The organism is Aquipseudomonas ullengensis, assembly GCF_014174475.1.
GTDB lineage: Bacteria > Pseudomonadota > Gammaproteobacteria > Pseudomonadales > Pseudomonadaceae > Aquipseudomonas > Aquipseudomonas ullengensis.
The window spans coordinates 802,243-820,072 of record NZ_JACJUD010000001.1 but is presented as its reverse complement, the minus strand read 5'-3'; the positions used below and the strand labels follow the sequence as shown (position 1 = coordinate 820,072).

The window sequence follows — 17,830 nt, the reverse complement described above, 5'->3', positions numbered from 1 at the left end:
AAGGCGAAATCAGGTGAGAAAGCGGAGTTTACGAGTGTAAATGAGCTTTTGAGCCTGATTTCAACGCGGCATGTCCTAGCGCAGCAGCTTTTACTCGATGTTCTGTACTTGCTCGCGCATCTGCTCGATTAGCACCTTGAGGTTGACCGCGGCCTGGGTGCTGCGGGTGTCGAAGGCCTTGGAGCCGAGCGTGTTGGCTTCGCGGTTGAGTTCCTGCATGAGGAAGTCCAGGCGTCGGCCGGCAGCGCCGCCGGCCTTGAGCACGCGGCGCACTTCGCCGACATGGGTGCTCAGGCGGTCGAGCTCTTCGGCCACGTCGCTCTTCTGCGCGAGCACCACCAGTTCCTGCTCCAGGCGCTGCGGATCCAGTTCGGCCTGCATCTCGGCGCAACGATCGAGGATCTTCTGCCGCTGGTTGGCCAGCATCAGCGGGACCAGCTCGCGCAGGGCGGCGACTTCCGCGGTGATGTTGTCCAGGCGCTCGCTGAGCAGCTTGGCCAGTTCGGTGCCTTCGCGGCCGCGGCCGTTCTTCAGCTCGCTCAGGGCCTGGTTGAACAGGGCCAGTGCGGCGGCATTCAGGGCTTGCGGATCGGCCGCGTCGGCCACCAGCACGCCGGGCCAGGCCAGCACTTCCAGCGGATTGAGCGGCGCCGGTTGTTGGATCAGGGCGGCGACGCTTTCGGCGGCGCTGATCAGTTGACGGGCGCGCTCGCTATCGACCTGCAGGCTCTTGCCGGTGTTTTCCTCGGCGAAACGCAGGGTGCATTCCACCTTGCCGCGCGACAGGCCCTGGCGCAGGGCTTCGCGCACCGCGCCTTCGAGGTCGCGGAAGGCGTCCGGCAGGCGCAGGTGCGGCTCCAGGTAGCGATGGTTGACCGAGCGCAGTTCCCAGCTCAGGGTGCCGTGGGCACCGGCCCCTTCGACGCGGGCGAAGGCGGTCATGCTATGCACCATGGGGAGACCTCTTGGAATGAACGATAAGGCGGCGGATTGTAGCGCAGTGTGTCGGGCGGCCCAATCTGGCATGTCGCGGGCGGGGTGGCGGCCCTATAATGCCGGCAGATATCCCGCTCTCAACAGGTAATAGCAGATGAAACGTCCCAGTGGCCGTGCCTCCACCCAGTTGCGCTCCGTGCGCATCACCCGCAACTACACCAAGCATGCCGAGGGTTCGGTGCTGGTCGAGTTCGGCGATACCAAGGTGATCTGCACCGCCAGTGTGGAGTCCGGCGTGCCGCGTTTCCTCAAGGGCCAGGGCCAGGGCTGGCTGACTGCCGAATACGGCATGCTGCCGCGCGCCACCGGCGACCGTAACCAGCGCGAAGCCAGTCGTGGCAAGCAGGGCGGTCGTACCCTGGAGATCCAGCGCCTGATCGGCCGCTCGCTGCGCGCCGCGCTGGACATGAGCAAGCTGGGCGAGAACACCATCTATATCGACTGCGACGTAATTCAGGCTGACGGTGGTACCCGTACCGCGTCCATCACCGGCGCCATGGTGGCCCTGGCCGATGCACTGAAAGTGCTGAAGAAACGTGGCTCCCTGAAAGGCGAGCCGCTCAAGCAGATGGTTGCCGCGGTGTCCGTGGGCATCTATCAGGGTGAGCCGGTGCTGGACCTGGATTACCTGGAAGACTCCGCTGCCGAAACCGACCTCAACGTGGTGATGACCGACGCCGGTGGTTTCATCGAAGTGCAGGGCACCGCCGAAGGCGCCCCCTTCCAGCCGGAAGAACTGACTGCCATGCTGGCACTGGCCCAGCAGGGCATGCGCGAACTGTTCGAACTGCAGCGTGCAGCGCTGGCTGACTGACCTTTCCCTTGATGGAGCGCGACCATGGATGAGCAGAGCCCTTCCCCAACCCCGAGCCAGGAAGCCCGCCAGTGGGCGATGTTCTGCCACTTCGCGGCGTTCATCGGCCTGCTGATTCCCTTTGGCAACATATTGGGGCCGCTGATCGTCTGGCAGCTCAAGCGCGATCTCGATCCCTTCGTCGATGATCAGGGCAAGGAGGCGCTGAACTTCCATATCACCGTGTCCATCGCAGCACTGGTGTGCATGCTGCTGGCGGTGGTGGTGATCGGTTTCCTGCTCCTGCCGCTGCTCGGCCTGGCCGCACTGGTGCTGACCATCATTGCCGGGATTAAGGCCAATGAAGGCAAGCTCTATCGCTATCCCCTGTGCTGGCGCCTGGTCAAATAGGCGTTGCGCCATGCCGGCCCCGCTCGGGGCCGGCCGTTCCATCCCCTCTGTTAAGTAAGGAAACCTGACGTGGCCGGAGCCAATCTATTAGCCCTGCTCGATGACATCGCCAGCGTGCTGGACGACGTCTCGGTGATGACCAAGGTGGCGGCGAAGAAAACCGCCGGTGTGCTGGGCGACGACCTGGCGCTGAACGCGCAGCAGGTCAGCGGGGTCAAGGCCGACCGCGAGTTGCCGGTGGTCTGGGCGGTGGCCAAGGGGTCGATGATCAACAAGTTGATCCTGGTGCCGGCGGCGTTGCTGATCAGTGCCTTTGCGCCCTGGCTGGTGACGCCCCTGCTGATGCTGGGTGGCGCCTTCCTGTGCTTCGAGGGCTTCGAGAAGCTGGCGCACAAGTATCTGCACAGCCAGGACGCGGGTGCGGAGCAGCATGCCGAGCACATCCAGGCCTTGGCCGATCCGGCCGTGGACATGCAGGTTTTCGAGAAGGACAAGATCAAGGGCGCGGTGCGCACCGACTTCGTACTGTCTGCGGAAATTATCGCCATCACCCTGGGTGTGGTGGCGGCGCAGCCCTTCATTCAGCAGGTAACGGTGCTGTCCGGCATCGCGCTGCTGATGACGGTTGGTGTGTACGGTCTGGTTGCCGGCATCGTCAAGCTGGACGACGCCGGGCTCTACCTCAGTCAGCGTGCCAGTGCGCTGGTGCAGGCACTGGGGCGCGGCATCCTGTGGTTGGCGCCGTGGCTGATGAAGCTGCTGTCGGTGGTGGGTACTGCGGCCATGTTCATGGTCGGGGGCGGCATCCTCACCCACGGCATCCCCGGTGCCCATGAGCTGATTCATCACTGGGTCGAAGCGATTGGCGGTCTGGTGGCTGTCGGCGGGGTTCTGGCGCTGCTGGCGCCCACCCTGATCGATGCGCTGTTCGGCATCGTGGTCGGTGCGCTGGTGCTGGGGCTGGTCAGCGTGGTTGGCAAGGCTTGGCGTGCACTGCGCGGCAAAACGGCCAACTGAGGTTGGCCGTTATTTGGCTTAAACGCTGAGCAGCCAGTCGTAGTCGACGATCAGCGGCGCGTGCTGGGAGAAGCGCGGCTGGCGCGGCAGCTTGGCGTTGCGCACCGAGCGGCGCATGCCGGGAGTGAGCAACTGGTAGTCCATGCGCCAACCGAGGTTGAGCATTTCTGCCTGCTCGTTGTCCGGCCACCAGCTGTACTGCTCGCCTTCGCGACTGACTTCGCGCAGGGCGTCGACATAGCCCATGGTGCCGATCACTTCATCCATCCAGGCACGCTCGGGCGCGAGGAAGCCGGGCAACTGCTGGCAGTCGCGCCAATTCTTCACGTCCAGTTTCTGGTGGGCAACGTACAGCGAGCCGCAGTAGATGTACTCGCGGCGCTTGCGACGTTGCTTGTCCAGGTAACCGGTGAAGTCGTCGATGAACTTGAATTTCTGGTTGAGGCTCTCGTCCCCGCCCTGCCCGGATGGCAGCAGCAGGGTAGCGATACTGACTTTGTCGAAGTCTGCCTGTAGATAACGCCCGTAACGATCAGCCGATTCGAACCCCAGGCCCTGGATCACCGCCTTGGGTTGCAGCCGAGAGTACAGCGCCACGCCGCCCTGATCGGGCACCTCGGCGTCGACGGCATAGAGGAAATAGCCATCCAGCTGGAAGGCCGGGTCATCGAGTTCGAAGGAAGAGGCGCGAGTATCTTGCAGGCAGATCACGTCGGCATTCTGGGCTTGCAGCCAACTGAGCAATCCACGCTCGGCTGCGCCCTGAATACCATTCACGTTCACACTGATGATCCGCATAAATGGCCCCCAAAAACACCTCGGTGTATGATACCCGAGCTCTTTCCCATTAGCGAAATTCATGGGGTCTGTTGACGTTTTTTCGCAGTCGCGACGGAGCTGGTTTTTACGCGGAGCTAGGCGCGAGACACGAAATTTGGTCGTCCAAATGAGTCGTCGAGGAACGACGCGCCGCGTAAAAACCAGCCCGTCCCTGCGGGTTGCGCGGCAAATGGCGCCATGCGGCGTTGCGGGACTTGGCAAGGGATCACCATTCCCTGCGTCCCGTGCCTAGCCTGGCGCTATTTGCCGCAGCAACGCGGTTTGCGAAAAAGCGTCAACAGACCCCAGTAAATCTGTGCCGTTCGGGGCTTTTCATGCAGGCGTATCAACGCGAATTCATTCGTTTCGCCATCGAGCGCGGAGTTCTGCGCTTCGGTGAGTTCACTCTCAAGTCTGGGCGTACCAGCCCATACTTCTTCAATGCCGGTCTGTTCAGCAGCGGTTTGGCCCTGGCACAGCTTGGGCGCTTCTATGCGGCTGCGCTGATGGAAGGCGGCATCGACTTCGATGTGCTGTTCGGGCCTGCCTACAAGGGCATTCCGCTGGCAGCTGCGACTGCCGTGGCCCTGGCCGAGCAGCATCAGCGCGACCTGCCTTGGTGCTTCAACCGCAAGGAAGCCAAGGATCATGGCGAAGGCGGCACCCTGGTCGGTGCACCGCTGGCGGGTCGGGTGATGATCGTCGACGACGTGATCACCGCCGGTACGGCGATCCGCGAGGTGATGCAGATCATCCAGGCGCAGGGTGCCCAGGCTGCTGGCGTGCTGATCGCGCTGAATCGCCAAGAGCGTGGCCAGGGCGAGTTGTCGGCGATCCAGGAAGTGGAGCGCGACTACGGCATGCCGGTGGTCAGTATTGTTTCCCTGGAGCAGGTACTGGATTATCTGGCGGGAGACGCCGAGCTGAAGCAGCACCTGCCGGCGGTAGAGGCCTACCGCGCGCAGTACGGCATCTAAAAACATAATAAGGAAAACCCTATGCTCAGACCGGTAGTGCTCTGTTTGTTCCTGGTGTCGGGGCTGGGTCCTGTGATCGCGGCCGAGAAGCCTGCGGCAGGTACGCAAGCCCAGGCAACCGAGTACTACCGGTATGTCAACGACAAGGGTGTGACGGTGATCGACCGTCTGGGCGTGCCGCCGGAGTTCATCTCCAAAGGCTATTCGGTCCTCAACGACCAGGGGCGAGTAGTGCGTGTGGTGCCACCCGCACCGAGCGCGGAAGAGCGCAAGCGTCAGGTCGAAGAGCAGGCCAAGGCGAGTTCCGATGCGCAGTTGCTGCGTATCTACACCGAGGTAGCAGACGTCGACCGCGCTCGTGATCGCAAGCTGGCCGAGCTGGATGGGGTGATCAGTGTGGCGCAGAGCAACCTGGGTTCGCTGCGTACCCAGCAAGCCAACCTGCAAGCCACGGCCGCTGAGAACGAGCGTGCCGGCCGCGCGGTGCCGGAGCATCTGCTGGTGCAGATCGACAACATCAAGGCCGAGCAGGTTGGCCTGCAGAAAGACATCGAGCGCTACCAGAAGAACCGCGATGAGGCCGAAGCCAGCTTCGCGGCTGATCGCGCACGTCTGGAGACGTTGGTCGGCCACTGATCCTGACCGGCGCAAGGCCGGTCAGGCAATACGACTCAGTGGTGACGCTTGCGGTTGGTGATCAGGGTGCCCACGCCGCTGTCGGTGAAAATTTCCAGCAACACCGCATTGGGCACGCGACCATCGATGATGTGCGCGCTGTTCACCCCGCCCTGTACCGCATCCAGTGCACAGCGGATTTTCGGCAGCATGCCGCCGTAGATGGTGCCGTCGGCGATCAGCCCATCCACCTGCTCGGTGGTCAGCCCGGTTAGGACCTCACCCTGCTTGTCCATCAGCCCGGCGATATTGGTCAGCAGCATCAGCTTCTCAGCTTTCAGCGCTTCCGCCACCTTGCCGGCCACCAGATCGGCGTTGATGTTGTACGACTCACCTTCGGCGCCCACGCCAATCGGCGCGATCACCGGGATGAAGTCGCCTTTCACCAGCATGTTGAGCAGGTCGGTGTTGACCCCGACCACTTCGCCAACATGGCCGATGTCGATGATTTCCGGCTGGGTCATCTCGGGGGTCTTGCGGCTGACGGTGAGCTTCTTCGCGCGAATCAGCTCGGCGTCCTTGCCGGTCAGGCCGATGGCGCTGCCGCCGTGGCGGTTGATCAGGTTGACGATGTCCTTGTTGACCTGGCCGCCGAGGACCATCTCCACCACGTCCATGGTCTGCGCGTCGGTGACGCGCATGCCATCGATGAAGTGGCTTTCGATCGACAGGCGCTTGAGTAGATCGCCGATCTGCGGGCCACCGCCATGCACCACCACCGGGTTGATGCCCACCGCCTTCATCAGCACGATGTCGCGGGCGAAGCCTTCCTTCAGCTCGTCGCTTTCCATGGCGTTGCCGCCGTACTTGATCACCAGGGTCTTGCCGACGAAGCGACGAATGTAGGGCAGCGCTTCGGACAGTACCTTGGCGACGTTGGTGGCGGCATCACGTTCAAGAGTCATTACGAACAGGGCTCCAGAGCAAGTCAGAACGGCAGGTTGAGGTCAGGGGCGACGTTGTAGAGCTGGGCGCGGAAGACTTCCTGGATGCGCACTAGCTCCGCCTGGGTTTCCGCTTCGAAGCGCAGCACCAGCACCGGCGTGGTGTTGGAGGCGCGCACCAGGCCCCAGCCTTTCGGGTAGTCGACGCGCACGCCGTCGAGGGTGGTCAGGTTGGCTTCGCCCCACACGCCATCGCGCTGCAGGCGGTCGATCAGGCCGAACTTGTTCTCGTCGGTGACGGTGATGTTGATTTCCGGGGTGGAGATATCCGCCGGGAAGGCCGAGAACACATGTTCGGCGTCACGCTTGTCCTGGCTGAGGATTTCCAGCAGGCGCGCGGCGCTGTAGATGCCGTCGTCGAAGCCGAACCAGCGCTCCTTGAAGAAGATATGCCCGCTCATCTCGCCGGCCAGCAGGGCGCCGGTTTCCTTCATCTTCTTCTTGATCAGCGAGTGGCCGGTCTTCCACATCACCGGGCGGCCGCCGTAGCCGCTGATCAGCGCGCCCAGGCGGCGGGTGCATTTGACGTCATAGATGATGTCGGCGCCCGGGTTGCGCGATACCACGTCCTTGGAAAACAGCATCATCAGGCGGTCCGGGAAGACCATGTTGCCGTTGTTGGTCACCACGCCGACGCGGTCACCGTCACCGTCGAAGGCCAGGCCCAAGTCGGCGCCTTCAGCTTTGACGCGAGCGATCAGGTCGACCAGGTTTTCCGGCTTGCCCGGGTCCGGGTGGTGGTTGGGGAAGTTGCCGTCAACATCACAGAACAGCGGGATCACGCTGCAACCGAGGGCCTCGATCAGGCGCGGGGCGATCACCCCGGCCACGCCGTTGCCGCAATCGACCACTACTTTCATCGGCTTGGCGATGGCGATGTCGCCAACGATCTGCTTGAAGTACGGCTCGAGGATGTCGACTTGTTCGACCGTGCCGACGCCGCTGGCCAGGTCGTTGCGGTCGATGCGGGTCTTCAGGGCCTGGATCTGTTCGTTGGCTTGAGTGTCGCCGGCGATGACGATCTTGAAGCCGTTGTAGTCCGGCGGGTTGTGGCTGCCGGTGAGCATCACCCCGGACTTGCCCTTGAGCACGTGGGTGGCGAAGTACAGGGCCGGAGTCGGCACCATGCCAACGTCGGTGACGTTGCAGCCGCAATCGAGCAGGCCCTGGATCAGTTGCTGGACCAGCTGTGGGCCGGACAGGCGGCCGTCGCGGCCGACAGCCACGTTCGGCTCGCCCTGGGCGAGGCTTTCCGAGCCGATGGCGCGGCCAATCCAGTACGCGGCATCAACGGTTAGGGTGTCGCCGACCACGCCACGGATATCGTAGGCGCGGAAAATGCTGGCAGGGAGATTCGGTGGCGTTTGTGGGGCGCTGGCCATGGATGTTTGCTCCAGTCCCAGGAGATCCTGGTCTTCGTCGAGGATGTCGATATCGAGAATATCGGTGTCTTGGAACAGCGGATCGGCCAACGGTGCGGGCTTGGTCGCTGCTGTTGATTTGGCAGTGGTACCTGGACTGCCGGCCTCGTTGCCCGAGGCTTCTTGTTTGCGGCGCGGCATGCGCGCCAGTATCTGGCCGAGGCTGTCGAGGGCGACAAAGCTCAGGCTGAAGGCTTTGACCGACTTTCCGTTGGAAAGCTCCTGAATCATGCCGGTAAGTTGTTTGACGTCGGCCTGCAGGCGCGCCAGCAGCTGTTTCTGCGTCAGGAACAGGCCGAGCAGTGCGCCGCCCAGCGCCAGCAATGCAGCCAGGCCGACAGTGGCGGGCGACAGGGGCGAAACCATCAGGCTGTGGCCGGGGGCGAAGCTGAGTTTCCAGTTCGGGTTGCCGGTTTCGAACGACTGCGCCGCTGCGACAGCGCCATCGCCGTAAATAGCCAGGGGCTGGGCATTGCTGGTGCCGAATTGTTGGCTGAGCTGGACCTGGCCGATCCCGGCGGGCAATGCCGGCAGGGTGTTGAGCAGCCGTTGCAGGTCGACCACCAGCAGCAGGGTGCCTTGTACCTGCGGGTCATCGCCGCGGTGCAGGGCAGCCGCGCTGTAGACCAGCCAGCGTTCGCCGACTTTGTAGGCCTCGGGTGCCGGTACCTGGCCGTTTTCCAGGCGACGCAGCAGATCGAGCGCGGCGAAGTTCATCGGTCCCGAACGACCCACATTCAAAGAGGCGCGGCCGGCCGCGTTGAGGTGCGCGTCGATTACGCCCTGCCAGTGCTGCTGGCTACGCTCTGCTGCGCTGATCAGCTCGAGATCACCGCTCTGCAGCGCATCGAGCAGGCCTGGGTTGGCCGCTGCGGCCTGGGTATCGGCCTGCAGTTGCAGCAAGGTCTGCTGCAGGGCGCTGGCCTGGCTGCCGCCCCAGGCCTGGATCAGCTGCTGCTGTTGCTGCTGGCTGCTGCCGGACAGGCTGAAACCCAGCACCAGAGCGGCTGCCAGCAGCCCGGCGAGCGCCGCCAGGGCGCCCGGAAGCAGGGCTTGATGGTCGCTGTTGGCCTGGCGCGCCGGCGCTTCGCCTGGGCTGACCAGGGCGGCGGCGGGGTTTTCCTTGGCACTGCGCTTGAAGAGTTTCACCGAACGTCTCCCGGGCAATTCATCCTGATAAGGGCTTAGTGGCTGCCGGAGTGGCCGAAGCCGCCGGCGCCGCGTTGGCTTTCGTCGAACTGTTCGACCAGTTCGAAATGCGCCTGGACCACAGGTACCAGCACCAGCTGCGCGATGCGTTCGCCCACGGCGATGGTGAAAGGCGTCTGGCCGCGGTTCCAGCACGACACCATCAGCTCGCCTTGGTAGTCCGAGTCGATCAGTCCGACCAGGTTGCCGAGTACGATGCCGTGCTTATGGCCGAGGCCCGAGCGCGGCAGGATCAGTGCCGCCAGGCCTGGATCGCCGACGTAGATTGCCAGGCCAGTGGGGATCAGCAGCGTCTGCCCGGGCTCCAGTACGGTGTCCTGCTGCAGCATGGCGCGCAGGTCGAGGCCAGCGGAGCCGGGGGTGGCGTAATGCGGCAGCGGAAATTCGTTGCCCAGGCGTGGATCGAGAATCTTGGCTTGCAAAGCGTGCATGGCGGGCCCTGTGAGCGGTGAAGGGGGTCAGGCGCGGGTCAGGCGCTCGGCGATAAAGGCCACCAGCTGGCGGGCGATCTTGCCCTTGCTGGTCTGGGCAAAGCTGCTCGCCTGCAGATCGCGGTCGATGATGGTGATGGCGTTTTCTTCGCTGTTGAAGCCGATGGTGGGGTTGGCCACGTCATTGGCAACGATCAGGTCGAGGTTTTTGTCTTTCAGCTTGCGAGCAGCATAGCCGAGCAGGTTCTCGGTTTCTGCGGCGAAGCCCACGCTGAAGGGGCGATCCTCGCGAGCGGCGAGGGTGGCGAGGATGTCCGGGTTGCGCACCAGTTGCAGGAGCAGGCCATCGCCGGTGCTGGGGTCTTTCTTCAGTTTGTGCGCGGCGATCACTTCCGGACGGTAGTCGGCGACGGCGGCAGAGGCGATCAGCAGGTCGCAGGGCATGGCGGCTTCGCAGGCGGCGAGCATGTCGCGGGCGCTGACCACGTCGATGCGGTTGACCCGATCCGGGGTTGGCAGGTGTACCGGGCCGGTGATCAGGGTCACCTTGGCGCCGGCTTCCACGGCTGCCTCGGCGAGGGCGAAACCCATCTTTCCGGAGCTGTGGTTGGTGATGTAACGCACCGGGTCGATGTTTTCCTGGGTCGGCCCGGCTGTAATCAGCACGTGCTTGCCGGTCAGGCTCTGGCGCTGGAAGCAATCGGCAGCGCGCTGCGCCAGGTCGTCGGCTTCGAGCATGCGGCCGGGGCCGACGTCGCCGCAGGCCTGGCTGCCGGTGGCCGGGCCAAACAGGCGCAGACCGCGCTGTTCCAGGAGCTGGGCGTTGGCCTGGGTGGCCGCATCGCGCCACATGGCTTGGTTCATCGCCGGGGCCAGGGCCACGGTGGCGTCGGTGGCCAGCACCAGGGTGGTCAGCAGGTCGTTGGCAATGCCTTGGGCCAGGCGCGCCATAAGATCGGCGGTGGCAGGGGCGATCAGGATCAGGTCGGCCCATTTGGCCAGTTCGATATGGCCCATGGCAGCTTCGGCGGCGGGGTCGAGCAGATCCATATGCACCGGGTGGCCGGACAATGCCTGCAAGGTCAGTGGGGTAATGAACTCACGTCCACCCTGGGTCATGACCACGCGGACTTCAGCGCCCTGATCGCGCAGGCGACGAACCAGCTCTGCGCTCTTGTAAGCGGCAATGCCGCCGCCGACGCCCAGGACGATGCGTTTCCGATACAGCCGCTGCATAGGCCTGCCTTAATAATGTGGTGTGGATAGCAACGCGATGAGAGACGCCTCCCCAGGCCAGTCACCGCGCCAAAAAGCCGGGCTAAGATAGCACCCGGGCCCGCGCCGGAACAGCGGGCCGACTCGACAGGGAGATGTCATGAGCATACGCGATTGGCCTGCGGCGGAGCGCCCGCGGGAGAAGCTGTTGGAAATGGGCGCGGCGGCCCTGAGTGACGCCGAATTGCTGGCGATTTTCCTGCGTACCGGGGTGGCCGGGCAGAGCGCGGTGGACCTGGCTCGCCACCTGCTCGGCGACTTCGGCAGCCTGCGTGCGCTGCTGGAGGCCGATCTGCCGTCGTTCAGCCAGCGTCTGGGCCTCGGTCCGGCCAAGTTTGCGCAGTTGCAGGCGGTGCTGGAGATGGGTCGCCGCCACCTGGCCGAGCGACTCAAGCGCGAGTCCGCCCTGGAGAGCCCGCAGGCGGTGCGCGATTACCTCAAGGCGCGCCTGCGCCACGAGCCGCACGAGGTGTTCGGCTGCCTGTTTCTCGATGCCAAGCACCGGGTCATCGAGTTTGAGGCGCTGTTCCACGGCAGCATCGACGGTGCCAGCGTCTACCCGCGCCAGGTGGTCAAGCGCGCCCTGGCGCACAACGCTGCTGCGGCGATCCTGGTGCACAACCACCCCTCTGGCGTGGCCGAGCCGAGTCAGGCGGACCGGGTGCTGACCGAGCGCCTCAAGGAGGCGCTGGGGATGATCGAAGTGCGCGTGCTCGACCACTTCATCGTCGGCGACGGCGAGCCGCTGTCGATGGCCGAGCTGGGCTGGCTGTGACCGCGGCTTATGGCTGTACGCGGGAGAAGTCCTGGCGCCCGAACGGGCTGACCTGGTAGCCCTTCACGTCCTTGCGCAGCAAGGCATAGGCCGTCGGGTGCGCCAACGGTAGCCACAGTGCCTGCTGCTGGATGAGCGCCTGTGCCTTGAGGTACAGCGCGCTGCGCGCATCCTGGCTGGCCGTGCGCTTGCCGTCGCTGATCAGTTGGTCCAGCTGCGGGTCGCAGTAGCGGGCGAAGTTGAGCCCGGATTGCACCGAGGCGCAGGAAAACTGCGGGGTGAGGAAGTTGTCCGGGTCGCCGTTGTCGCCGGCCCAGCCCATGAACAGCAGGTCGTGCTCGCCGGCCTTGGCCCGACGAATCAGCTCGCCCCACTCGATCACGCGGATTTCCGCCTGGATGCCGATCTTGGCCAGGTCGGCCTGCAGCAGCTGGGCGCCGAGGGCGGGGTTGGGATTGAGCTGGCTGCCTGAGGGGCGGGTCCAGATGCTGGTCTTGAAGCCGTCAGGCAGACCGGCCTCGGCCAGCAGGGCCTTGGCTTTCGCCGGGTCATGGGCGTAACCGGGCAGCTCCTTGGCGTAGCTCCAGGTGTTTGGCGGGTAGGGGCCGCTGGCGGCTGTGGCGCTGCCTTCGAACACCGCCTTGAGGTAGCTGGCCTTGTCGAAGGCCAGGTTGATCGCCTGGCGCACTTGCGGTTTGTCCAGGGGCGCATGCTGGCTGTTGATGCCGATGAAGGCGGTCATGAAGGCCGGCGTCTCGCTGATCTGCAGGGTCGGGTCCTGGCGCGCTGCCTGCACGTCCAGCGGCTTGGGCGACAGGGCGATCTGGCATTCGCCACGGCGCAGCTTCTGCAGGCGCACGTTGGCATCCGTCGTAATGGCGAAGATCAGGTTGTCCACCGCCGGTTTGCCGGCGAAGTACGTCGGGTTGGCGGTGTAGCGCACCGCGGCGTCTTTCTGGAAGCGCTTGAGGATGAACGGGCCGGTGCCGATGGGGGCGCTGTTGAGCTTCTCCGGCGTGCCGGCCTTGAGCAGTTGCTCGGCATACTCGGCGGAATAGATAGAAGCGAAGCCCATGCTCAGGGTGGCGAGGAACGTCGCGTCCGGGTGGTTCAGGGTGAAGCGCAGGTGCTGCTCGTCGGTCTTGCTGATGCTTTTGATCAGCCCCGGCAGCTGCATCGACTGGGCGTGCGGGTAGCCGCTTGGCGCCACCTTGTGCCAGGGGTGGGTCGGATCGAGCATGCGCTGGAAGCTGAACAGCACGTCATCGGCGTTCAGCGGGCGGCTCGGCGTGAAGTAGACGGTGTGATGGAACTGTACGTCCGGGCGCAGGGTGAAGTCGTACGCCAGGCCGTCGGCCGACACCTGCCACTCCTGCGCCAGGCCGGGGACCAGCTTGCCAGCGCTGGCATCGAACTCCACCAGGCGGTTCATCAGCACATCGGCCGAGGCGTTGGTGGTGGTCAGCGAGTTGTACTGCACCACGTCGAAACCGTCCGGGCTGGCCTCCGTGCAAACGCTAAGGGTAGCGGCCTGGCTCAGGAGCGGGGCGAACAGCAAAGGCAGGGCGGCAAGGCGCATGGGGGCATCTCCAGGGTCGCGGCAGGCGGCAAGGGGCTAACCCTAGACCAAGGGGGCGGGCGGAACAATCGGTTCCTTACGACGAGTGGTCAATCGCCCTGCACCCCAGCAGCACGGCGCAACAGCGCGGTAGAGGGCTTTTGTTGGAGTGGTTAAAGTACAGCTCGCCTTGCGACTGCCTAGGTGTTCTGGTATAAAGCAGCGCTCTTTTCTAGGGGCCCGCCTCCTGCGCAAGCAGCAAGCGCGGTAAGACCCCCCGAGAAACGTGGCGCTGAGCGCCAAATGACTATTAAGTTCAAGCGGCCAACCCATGCCGGGTTGGGCATGTGGTTTTAGAGGGCTGAGGCATGTCGAGAGTCTGTCAAGTTACTGGTAAGGGTCCAGTAACCGGGAACAAGGTTTCCCACGCAAACAACAAAACCCGTCGTCGTTTCCTGCCGAACCTGCAGCATCACCGCTTCTGGGTCGAGTCCGAAAAGCGTTTCGTGCGTCTGCGCGTTTCTGCCAAAGGCATGCGTATCATCGACAAGCGCGGCATTGACGTAGTTCTGTCTGAACTGCGCACTCGCGGCGAAAAGGTTTAAGGAGCAAATCATGCGTGAACTGATCCGTTTGGTGTCCAGCGCCGGTACCGGCCACTTCTACACCACCGACAAGAACAAGCGCACCACCCCGGATAAGATCGAAATCAAAAAATTCGATCCGACCATCCGTAAGCACGTGATGTACAAGGAAGCCAAGATCAAGTAATTGATCCGGCTACTGCGAAAAGAACCCGCCTACTCGGCGGGTTTTTTTTGCCCGCTAGAAACTGCAGGCGAAAAAAAGCCCGCGGGACGCGGGCGAGAAGTGACGCAGGATAAAACTTGGGGTCAGCCGCCTGGGCGGCTGGTGAGCAGCATCAGGCCTTCTGCTCGAACATTACGTAGACCTTGCGGCAGGGCTCCAGCACTTCCCAGGTGCCCTTGTAGCCGGCCGGGATGACGAAGCGGTCGCCGGTGCGCACGGTCTTGGCGGTGCCGTTCAGGTCGCGCAGCACCGAGACGCCCTGGAGAATCTCGCAGTACTCGTGTTCGGTGTAGTTGACCGTCCAGTGGCCGATCGCGCCTTCCCAGATACCCGCATGGAACTGGCTGCACGGGCTGCTGTAGTGGTTGCGCACGCTTTGCTCGGGGTCGCCTTGCAGCACCTTCTCGGCGGCGGGGCGGTAGTGCTCGGGCGCGGTGGTGGCGTTGGCGAAATCGACGATCTGCTCGGTATTCATGGGCGTGTCCATCTGGGTGGGCGTTGGAATGAGCGATTGAGCGGCAGTCTATGTTTGATAAAACGAACATTGCAAGGCGATAAAGCACGGCCTGTCAAAAATATTGAAAAGCCTAGGGGCTCTGGTTTAGTGTTACGGGCACAAAGGCCGGCAATCGGCCTGGCAGAATAATTGACAGTGCGTGTTGTCGATTTGCGACACGCTTCACCGAGGATTCACTCCATGACTACCCTGACCCGAGCCGACTGGGAACAGCGCGCCAAGAGCCTGCAGATCGAGGGCCGTGCCTTCATCCATGGCGAATACACCCAGGCTACTTCCGGCGCCACCTTCGAGTGCATCAGTCCGGTCGATGGCCGTCTGCTGGGCCTGGTAGCCAGCTGTGACCTCGCTGACGCCGAACTGGCGGTCAAGGATGCCCGCGCCACCTTCGAGTCCGGTGTGTGGTCGCGCATGAGCCCGGTCGAGCGCAAGGAAGTGATGATCCGTTTCGCCGACCTGATCGACGCTCACGCCGAAGAGCTGGCCCTGCTGGAAACCCTGGACATGGGCAAGCCGATCAGCGACGCGCTGAGCATCGACGTGCCGGCCGCCTCGCGCGCCATCCGCTGGAGCGGTGAAGCGATCGACAAGATCTACGACGAAGTGGCCGCTACTCCGCACAACGAGCTGGGCCTGGTTACCCGTGAGCCGATCGGCGTGGTCGCCGCCATCGTGCCGTGGAACTTCCCACTGCTGATGACCTGCTGGAAGCTCGGCCCGGCGCTGTCCACCGGTAACTCGGTGATCCTCAAGCCGTCCGAGAAGTCGCCGCTGACCGGTATCCGTATCGCCCAGCTGGCCATCGAGGCCGGTATTCCTGCCGGTGTGTTCAACGTCCTGCCGGGCTTCGGCCACACCGTGGGCAAGGCCCTGGCCCTGCACATGGACGTCGACACCCTGGTGTTCACCGGTTCGACCAAGATCGCCAAGCAACTGATGGTCTACGCCGGCGAATCGAACATGAAGCGCGTCTGGCTGGAAGCCGGCGGCAAGAGCCCGAACATCGTCTTCGCCGACGCGCCTGACCTGCAGGCCGCTGCCGAGGGTGCTGCCGGCGCCATCGCCTTCAACCAGGGCGAAGTCTGCACCGCGGGCTCGCGCCTGCTGGTGGAAAACTCGATCAAGGACAAGTTCGTGCCGCTGGTGGTCGAGGCGATCAAGGCCTGGAAGCCGGGCAACCCGCTGGACCCGGAAACCAACGTCGGTGCCCTGGTCGATACCACCCAGCTGAACAACGTGCTGGCCTACATCCAGGCCGGCCACGACGACGGCGCCAAGCTGGTCGCTGGCGGTCAGCGCGTGCTGGAAGAGACCGGCGGCACCTACGTGCAACCGACCATCTTCGACGGCGTGAACAACGCCATGCGCATCGCCAAGGAAGAGATCTTCGGCCCAGTGCTGTCGGTGATCGGTTTCGACAGCACCGAAGAAGCCGTGGCCATCGCCAACGACACCATCTACGGCCTGGCCGCCGGCATCTGGACCAGCAACCTGTCCAAGGCGCACCTGGTGGCCAAGGCCCTGCGTGCCGGTAGCGTGTGGATCAACCAGTACGACATGGGTGACATGACCGCGCCGTTCGGTGGCTTCAAGCAGTCCGGCAACGGCCGCGACAAGTCGCTGCACGCCTTCGACAAGTACACCGAGCTCAAATCCACCTGGATCAAGCTGTAAGTACGCAGGGCGATCTCCTGGTCGTCGGCCATACGGCGTTGCGTCCTCGCTTTTAATGCTCACGTACTGCAGTACGCTGCGCTTAAAAGCTGCGGGGCGCCTGACTCGCTGGCGCTCGCCCTTCGGGCCAGCCTAGCGGCTGTTACTCCCGTTGGTCGTTGCGTCTGGCCTTAGCCCAGGAAATCTTTGGCGGTGCTGGATTCGGTCGGTGTTCGACCAGATATTCTTTTGAGGGGAACGTTTTAGTTCTCCTGTGAGGTCCGCCCTTCGGGGCCGGCTCTAACGAGCCACACCTGCGGCCGGGTTTCCTTGGAAACCCGGCCGTTTTGCATTCTGTAACTCGGCTGGCCAGCACAGGGAGCAATCATGGCTATGCGTTGGGGTACCTATTTCGCGGTGTGTGCCGCGGTGATCAGCATCGGCCTGGCCCTCGGGGTGACCATGCCGCTGGTTTCGCTGCGCCTGGAGGGCTGGGGCTATGGCTCCTTCGCCATCGGCGTGATGGCCGCTACGCCGGCGATCGGCGTGTTGCTCGGCGCTTCGCTGGCCGGGCGGCTGGCGGCGCGTCTGGGGACCACGCGGCTGATGCAGTTGTGCCTGCTGATCGGTGCGCTGTCGGTGGCCACCCTGGCGCTGGTGCAGCACTACGCCGTGTGGCTGGGCCTGCGCCTGTTCATCGGCGTGGCGCTGACCGTGGTGTTCATTCTCGGCGAGAGCTGGATCAACCAGCTGGCGGTGGAGAAGTGGCGCGGCCGCCTGGTGGCGTTGTACGGCACCGGTTATGCGCTGAGCCAGCTGGCCGGGCCGTTGCTACTGAGCCTGCTCGGCACCACCAGCGACCTGGGTTTCTGGACTGGCACCGGCCTGCTGGTATTCGGCTCGCTGGTGCTGCTCGGGCGTACCGGCGCGCCGACAGTGGATGCGCACAGCGCTTCGGGCCGGGGCTTGTGGCTGTTCTGTCAGCGCATGCCGACCATCGCCTGGGCGGTGATGCTGTTCGCCGCCTTCGAGGCAATGATGCTGACCCTGCTGCCGGTCTACGGCCTGCGCCAGGGTTTCACCACGGAAGTGGCGCTGCTGATGGCCAGCGTGGTGGTGGTTGGCGACGCGGCCCTGCAACTGCCGATCGGCTGGCTGGCCGACCGCATGTCGCGGCGCACCCTGTTTCGCGGCTGCGGCGTGGTGTTGCTGGTGTCCAGCCTGAGCATTCCGCTGGTGCTGCATACGCCGCTGATCTGGCCGGTGTGGGTGCTGTTCGGCGCCAGCGCAGGCGGCTTGTTCACCCTCTCGCTGATTCTCATCGGCGAGCGTTACCGTGACGATGAGCTGGTCCGCGCCAATGCCCACATTGCCCAGCTCTGGGGCCTGGGCTGCCTGATCGGGCCGCTGAGCACCGGCGCGGTCAGCCAGTGGATCAGTGGCCATGCGCTGCCGATGCTGATGGCGCTGGGCGCCGCCGGGTTCGTCTGGCTGGCCTGGCGCAGCGACGACGAGATCCTGCGCGCCCGCTAAGCGTCGCTACTGGCCG

General features: G+C 64.1%; 18 protein-coding genes. 10 read left to right on the top strand and 8 right to left on the bottom strand.

What is annotated here, in order from left to right:
* Window positions 1–90 precede the first annotated feature (90 nt).
* Window positions 91–954 carry a YicC/YloC family endoribonuclease gene (locus tag H3H51_RS03635; RefSeq protein ID WP_183087647.1) on the bottom strand — a complete coding sequence of 288 codons (864 nt, stop codon included), beginning with the start codon at window positions 952–954 and terminating at the stop codon, window positions 91–93.
* Between the two features lie 136 nt (window positions 955–1,090).
* Here H3H51_RS03635 and rph point away from each other — a divergent pair, with 136 nt between their 5' ends.
* The 3 genes from rph to H3H51_RS03620 all read left to right on the top strand — a co-directional run bounded on the left by rph (window position 1,091) and on the right by H3H51_RS03620 (window position 3,217).
* Window positions 1,091–1,810, top strand: a complete 720-nt coding sequence (rph, locus tag H3H51_RS03630; protein ID WP_183087646.1) for a ribonuclease PH — start codon at window positions 1,091–1,093, stop codon at window positions 1,808–1,810.
* A 24-nt stretch (window positions 1,811–1,834) separates the two neighbouring features.
* The gene (locus H3H51_RS03625) at window positions 1,835–2,200 is read left to right on the top strand and encodes a DUF4870 domain-containing protein (RefSeq protein ID WP_183087645.1); all 366 of its coding nucleotides are present in this window, start codon (window positions 1,835–1,837) and stop codon (window positions 2,198–2,200) included.
* A 69-nt stretch (window positions 2,201–2,269) separates the two neighbouring features.
* The gene (locus tag H3H51_RS03620; protein WP_183087644.1) at window positions 2,270–3,217 is read left to right on the top strand and encodes a DUF808 domain-containing protein; all 948 of its coding nucleotides are present in this window, start codon (window positions 2,270–2,272) and stop codon (window positions 3,215–3,217) included.
* 18 nt (window positions 3,218–3,235) lie between these two features.
* On the opposite strand, the gene H3H51_RS03615 is transcribed toward H3H51_RS03620, so the two are convergent.
* The gene (locus tag H3H51_RS03615; RefSeq protein WP_183087643.1) at window positions 3,236–4,015 is read right to left on the bottom strand and encodes an exodeoxyribonuclease III; all 780 of its coding nucleotides are present in this window, start codon (window positions 4,013–4,015) and stop codon (window positions 3,236–3,238) included.
* Between the two features lie 356 nt (window positions 4,016–4,371).
* On the opposite strand from H3H51_RS03615, the gene pyrE reads away from it, so the two are divergent.
* On the top strand, window positions 4,372–5,013 hold the full coding sequence (pyrE, locus tag H3H51_RS03610; protein ID WP_183087642.1) for an orotate phosphoribosyltransferase: 642 nt from the start codon (window positions 4,372–4,374) through the stop codon (window positions 5,011–5,013).
* A 21-nt stretch (window positions 5,014–5,034) separates the two neighbouring features.
* Window positions 5,035–5,649, top strand: coding sequence for a DUF4124 domain-containing protein (locus H3H51_RS03605; RefSeq protein ID WP_183087641.1), 615 nt, complete (start codon window positions 5,035–5,037; stop codon window positions 5,647–5,649).
* 35 nt (window positions 5,650–5,684) lie between these two features.
* On the opposite strand, the gene argB is transcribed toward H3H51_RS03605, so the two are convergent.
* From argB to coaBC, 4 genes are all read right to left on the bottom strand, one after another.
* Window positions 5,685–6,593 carry an acetylglutamate kinase gene (argB, locus tag H3H51_RS03600; RefSeq protein WP_183087640.1) on the bottom strand — a complete coding sequence of 303 codons (909 nt, stop codon included), beginning with the start codon at window positions 6,591–6,593 and terminating at the stop codon, window positions 5,685–5,687.
* Between the two features lie 23 nt (window positions 6,594–6,616).
* Window positions 6,617–8,014, bottom strand: coding sequence for a phosphomannomutase/phosphoglucomutase (gene algC, locus H3H51_RS21105; protein ID WP_220790859.1), 1,398 nt, complete (start codon window positions 8,012–8,014; stop codon window positions 6,617–6,619).
* Window positions 8,015–9,237: 1,223 nt separating this feature from the next.
* The gene (gene dut / locus H3H51_RS03590; protein ID WP_183087638.1) at window positions 9,238–9,693 is read right to left on the bottom strand and encodes a dUTP diphosphatase; all 456 of its coding nucleotides are present in this window, start codon (window positions 9,691–9,693) and stop codon (window positions 9,238–9,240) included.
* 27 nt (window positions 9,694–9,720) lie between these two features.
* Window positions 9,721–10,929 carry a bifunctional phosphopantothenoylcysteine decarboxylase/phosphopantothenate--cysteine ligase CoaBC gene (gene coaBC / locus H3H51_RS03585; protein ID WP_183087637.1) on the bottom strand — a complete coding sequence of 403 codons (1,209 nt, stop codon included), beginning with the start codon at window positions 10,927–10,929 and terminating at the stop codon, window positions 9,721–9,723.
* Between the two features lie 139 nt (window positions 10,930–11,068).
* On the opposite strand from coaBC, the gene radC reads away from it, so the two are divergent.
* Window positions 11,069–11,743, top strand: coding sequence for a RadC family protein (gene radC, locus H3H51_RS03580; RefSeq protein ID WP_183087636.1), 675 nt, complete (start codon window positions 11,069–11,071; stop codon window positions 11,741–11,743).
* Window positions 11,744–11,750: 7 nt separating this feature from the next.
* On the opposite strand, the gene H3H51_RS03575 is transcribed toward radC, so the two are convergent.
* Window positions 11,751–13,322 (bottom strand): ABC transporter substrate-binding protein, encoded by a 1,572-nt coding sequence (locus H3H51_RS03575; protein ID WP_183087635.1) that lies wholly within the window; start codon window positions 13,320–13,322, stop codon window positions 11,751–11,753.
* A gap of 347 nt (window positions 13,323–13,669) precedes the next feature.
* Between H3H51_RS03575 and rpmB the strand changes: the two genes are divergently transcribed.
* Window positions 13,670–13,906 carry a 50S ribosomal protein L28 gene (gene rpmB, locus H3H51_RS03570; RefSeq protein WP_183087634.1) on the top strand — a complete coding sequence of 79 codons (237 nt, stop codon included), beginning with the start codon at window positions 13,670–13,672 and terminating at the stop codon, window positions 13,904–13,906.
* Between the two features lie 10 nt (window positions 13,907–13,916).
* Window positions 13,917–14,072 (top strand): 50S ribosomal protein L33, encoded by a 156-nt coding sequence (gene rpmG, locus H3H51_RS03565; protein WP_108108871.1) that lies wholly within the window; start codon window positions 13,917–13,919, stop codon window positions 14,070–14,072.
* Between the two features lie 151 nt (window positions 14,073–14,223).
* On the opposite strand, the gene H3H51_RS03560 is transcribed toward rpmG, so the two are convergent.
* Window positions 14,224–14,586, bottom strand: a complete 363-nt coding sequence (locus tag H3H51_RS03560) for a cupin domain-containing protein (RefSeq protein ID WP_183087633.1) — start codon at window positions 14,584–14,586, stop codon at window positions 14,224–14,226.
* 222 nt (window positions 14,587–14,808) lie between these two features.
* Here H3H51_RS03560 and H3H51_RS03555 point away from each other — a divergent pair, with 222 nt between their 5' ends.
* Together H3H51_RS03555 and H3H51_RS03550 are read left to right on the top strand one after the other, a co-directional pair.
* Window positions 14,809–16,302, top strand: coding sequence for an aldehyde dehydrogenase (locus tag H3H51_RS03555; RefSeq protein WP_183087632.1), 1,494 nt, complete (start codon window positions 14,809–14,811; stop codon window positions 16,300–16,302).
* Between the two features lie 372 nt (window positions 16,303–16,674).
* Window positions 16,675–17,814 (top strand): MFS transporter, encoded by a 1,140-nt coding sequence (locus tag H3H51_RS03550; protein ID WP_183088026.1) that lies wholly within the window; start codon window positions 16,675–16,677, stop codon window positions 17,812–17,814.
* Window positions 17,815–17,830 lie beyond the last annotated feature (16 nt).

Coding starts and splice junctions, on each gene's coding strand:
- H3H51_RS03635 (WP_183087647.1), bottom strand. CDS start 954: ATGGTGCATAGCATGACCGCCTTCGCCCGCGTCGAAGGGGCCGGTGCC.
- rph (WP_183087646.1), top strand. CDS start 1,091: ATGAAACGTCCCAGTGGCCGTGCCTCCACCCAGTTGCGCTCCGTGCGC.
- H3H51_RS03625 (WP_183087645.1), top strand. CDS start 1,835: ATGGATGAGCAGAGCCCTTCCCCAACCCCGAGCCAGGAAGCCCGCCAG.
- H3H51_RS03615 (WP_183087643.1), bottom strand. CDS start 4,015: ATGCGGATCATCAGTGTGAACGTGAATGGTATTCAGGGCGCAGCCGAG.
- pyrE (WP_183087642.1), top strand. CDS start 4,372: ATGCAGGCGTATCAACGCGAATTCATTCGTTTCGCCATCGAGCGCGGA.
- H3H51_RS03605 (WP_183087641.1), top strand. CDS start 5,035: ATGCTCAGACCGGTAGTGCTCTGTTTGTTCCTGGTGTCGGGGCTGGGT.
- argB (WP_183087640.1), bottom strand. CDS start 6,593: ATGACTCTTGAACGTGATGCCGCCACCAACGTCGCCAAGGTACTGTCC.
- algC (WP_220790859.1), bottom strand. CDS start 8,014: ATGGCCAGCGCCCCACAAACGCCACCGAATCTCCCTGCCAGCATTTTC.
- dut (WP_183087638.1), bottom strand. CDS start 9,693: ATGCACGCTTTGCAAGCCAAGATTCTCGATCCACGCCTGGGCAACGAA.
- coaBC (WP_183087637.1), bottom strand. CDS start 10,929: ATGCAGCGGCTGTATCGGAAACGCATCGTCCTGGGCGTCGGCGGCGGC.
- radC (WP_183087636.1), top strand. CDS start 11,069: ATGAGCATACGCGATTGGCCTGCGGCGGAGCGCCCGCGGGAGAAGCTG.
- H3H51_RS03575 (WP_183087635.1), bottom strand. CDS start 13,322: ATGCGCCTTGCCGCCCTGCCTTTGCTGTTCGCCCCGCTCCTGAGCCAG.
- rpmB (WP_183087634.1), top strand. CDS start 13,670: ATGTCGAGAGTCTGTCAAGTTACTGGTAAGGGTCCAGTAACCGGGAAC.
- rpmG (WP_108108871.1), top strand. CDS start 13,917: ATGCGTGAACTGATCCGTTTGGTGTCCAGCGCCGGTACCGGCCACTTC.
- H3H51_RS03560 (WP_183087633.1), bottom strand. CDS start 14,586: ATGAATACCGAGCAGATCGTCGATTTCGCCAACGCCACCACCGCGCCC.
- H3H51_RS03555 (WP_183087632.1), top strand. CDS start 14,809: ATGACTACCCTGACCCGAGCCGACTGGGAACAGCGCGCCAAGAGCCTG.
- H3H51_RS03550 (WP_183088026.1), top strand. CDS start 16,675: ATGCGTTGGGGTACCTATTTCGCGGTGTGTGCCGCGGTGATCAGCATC.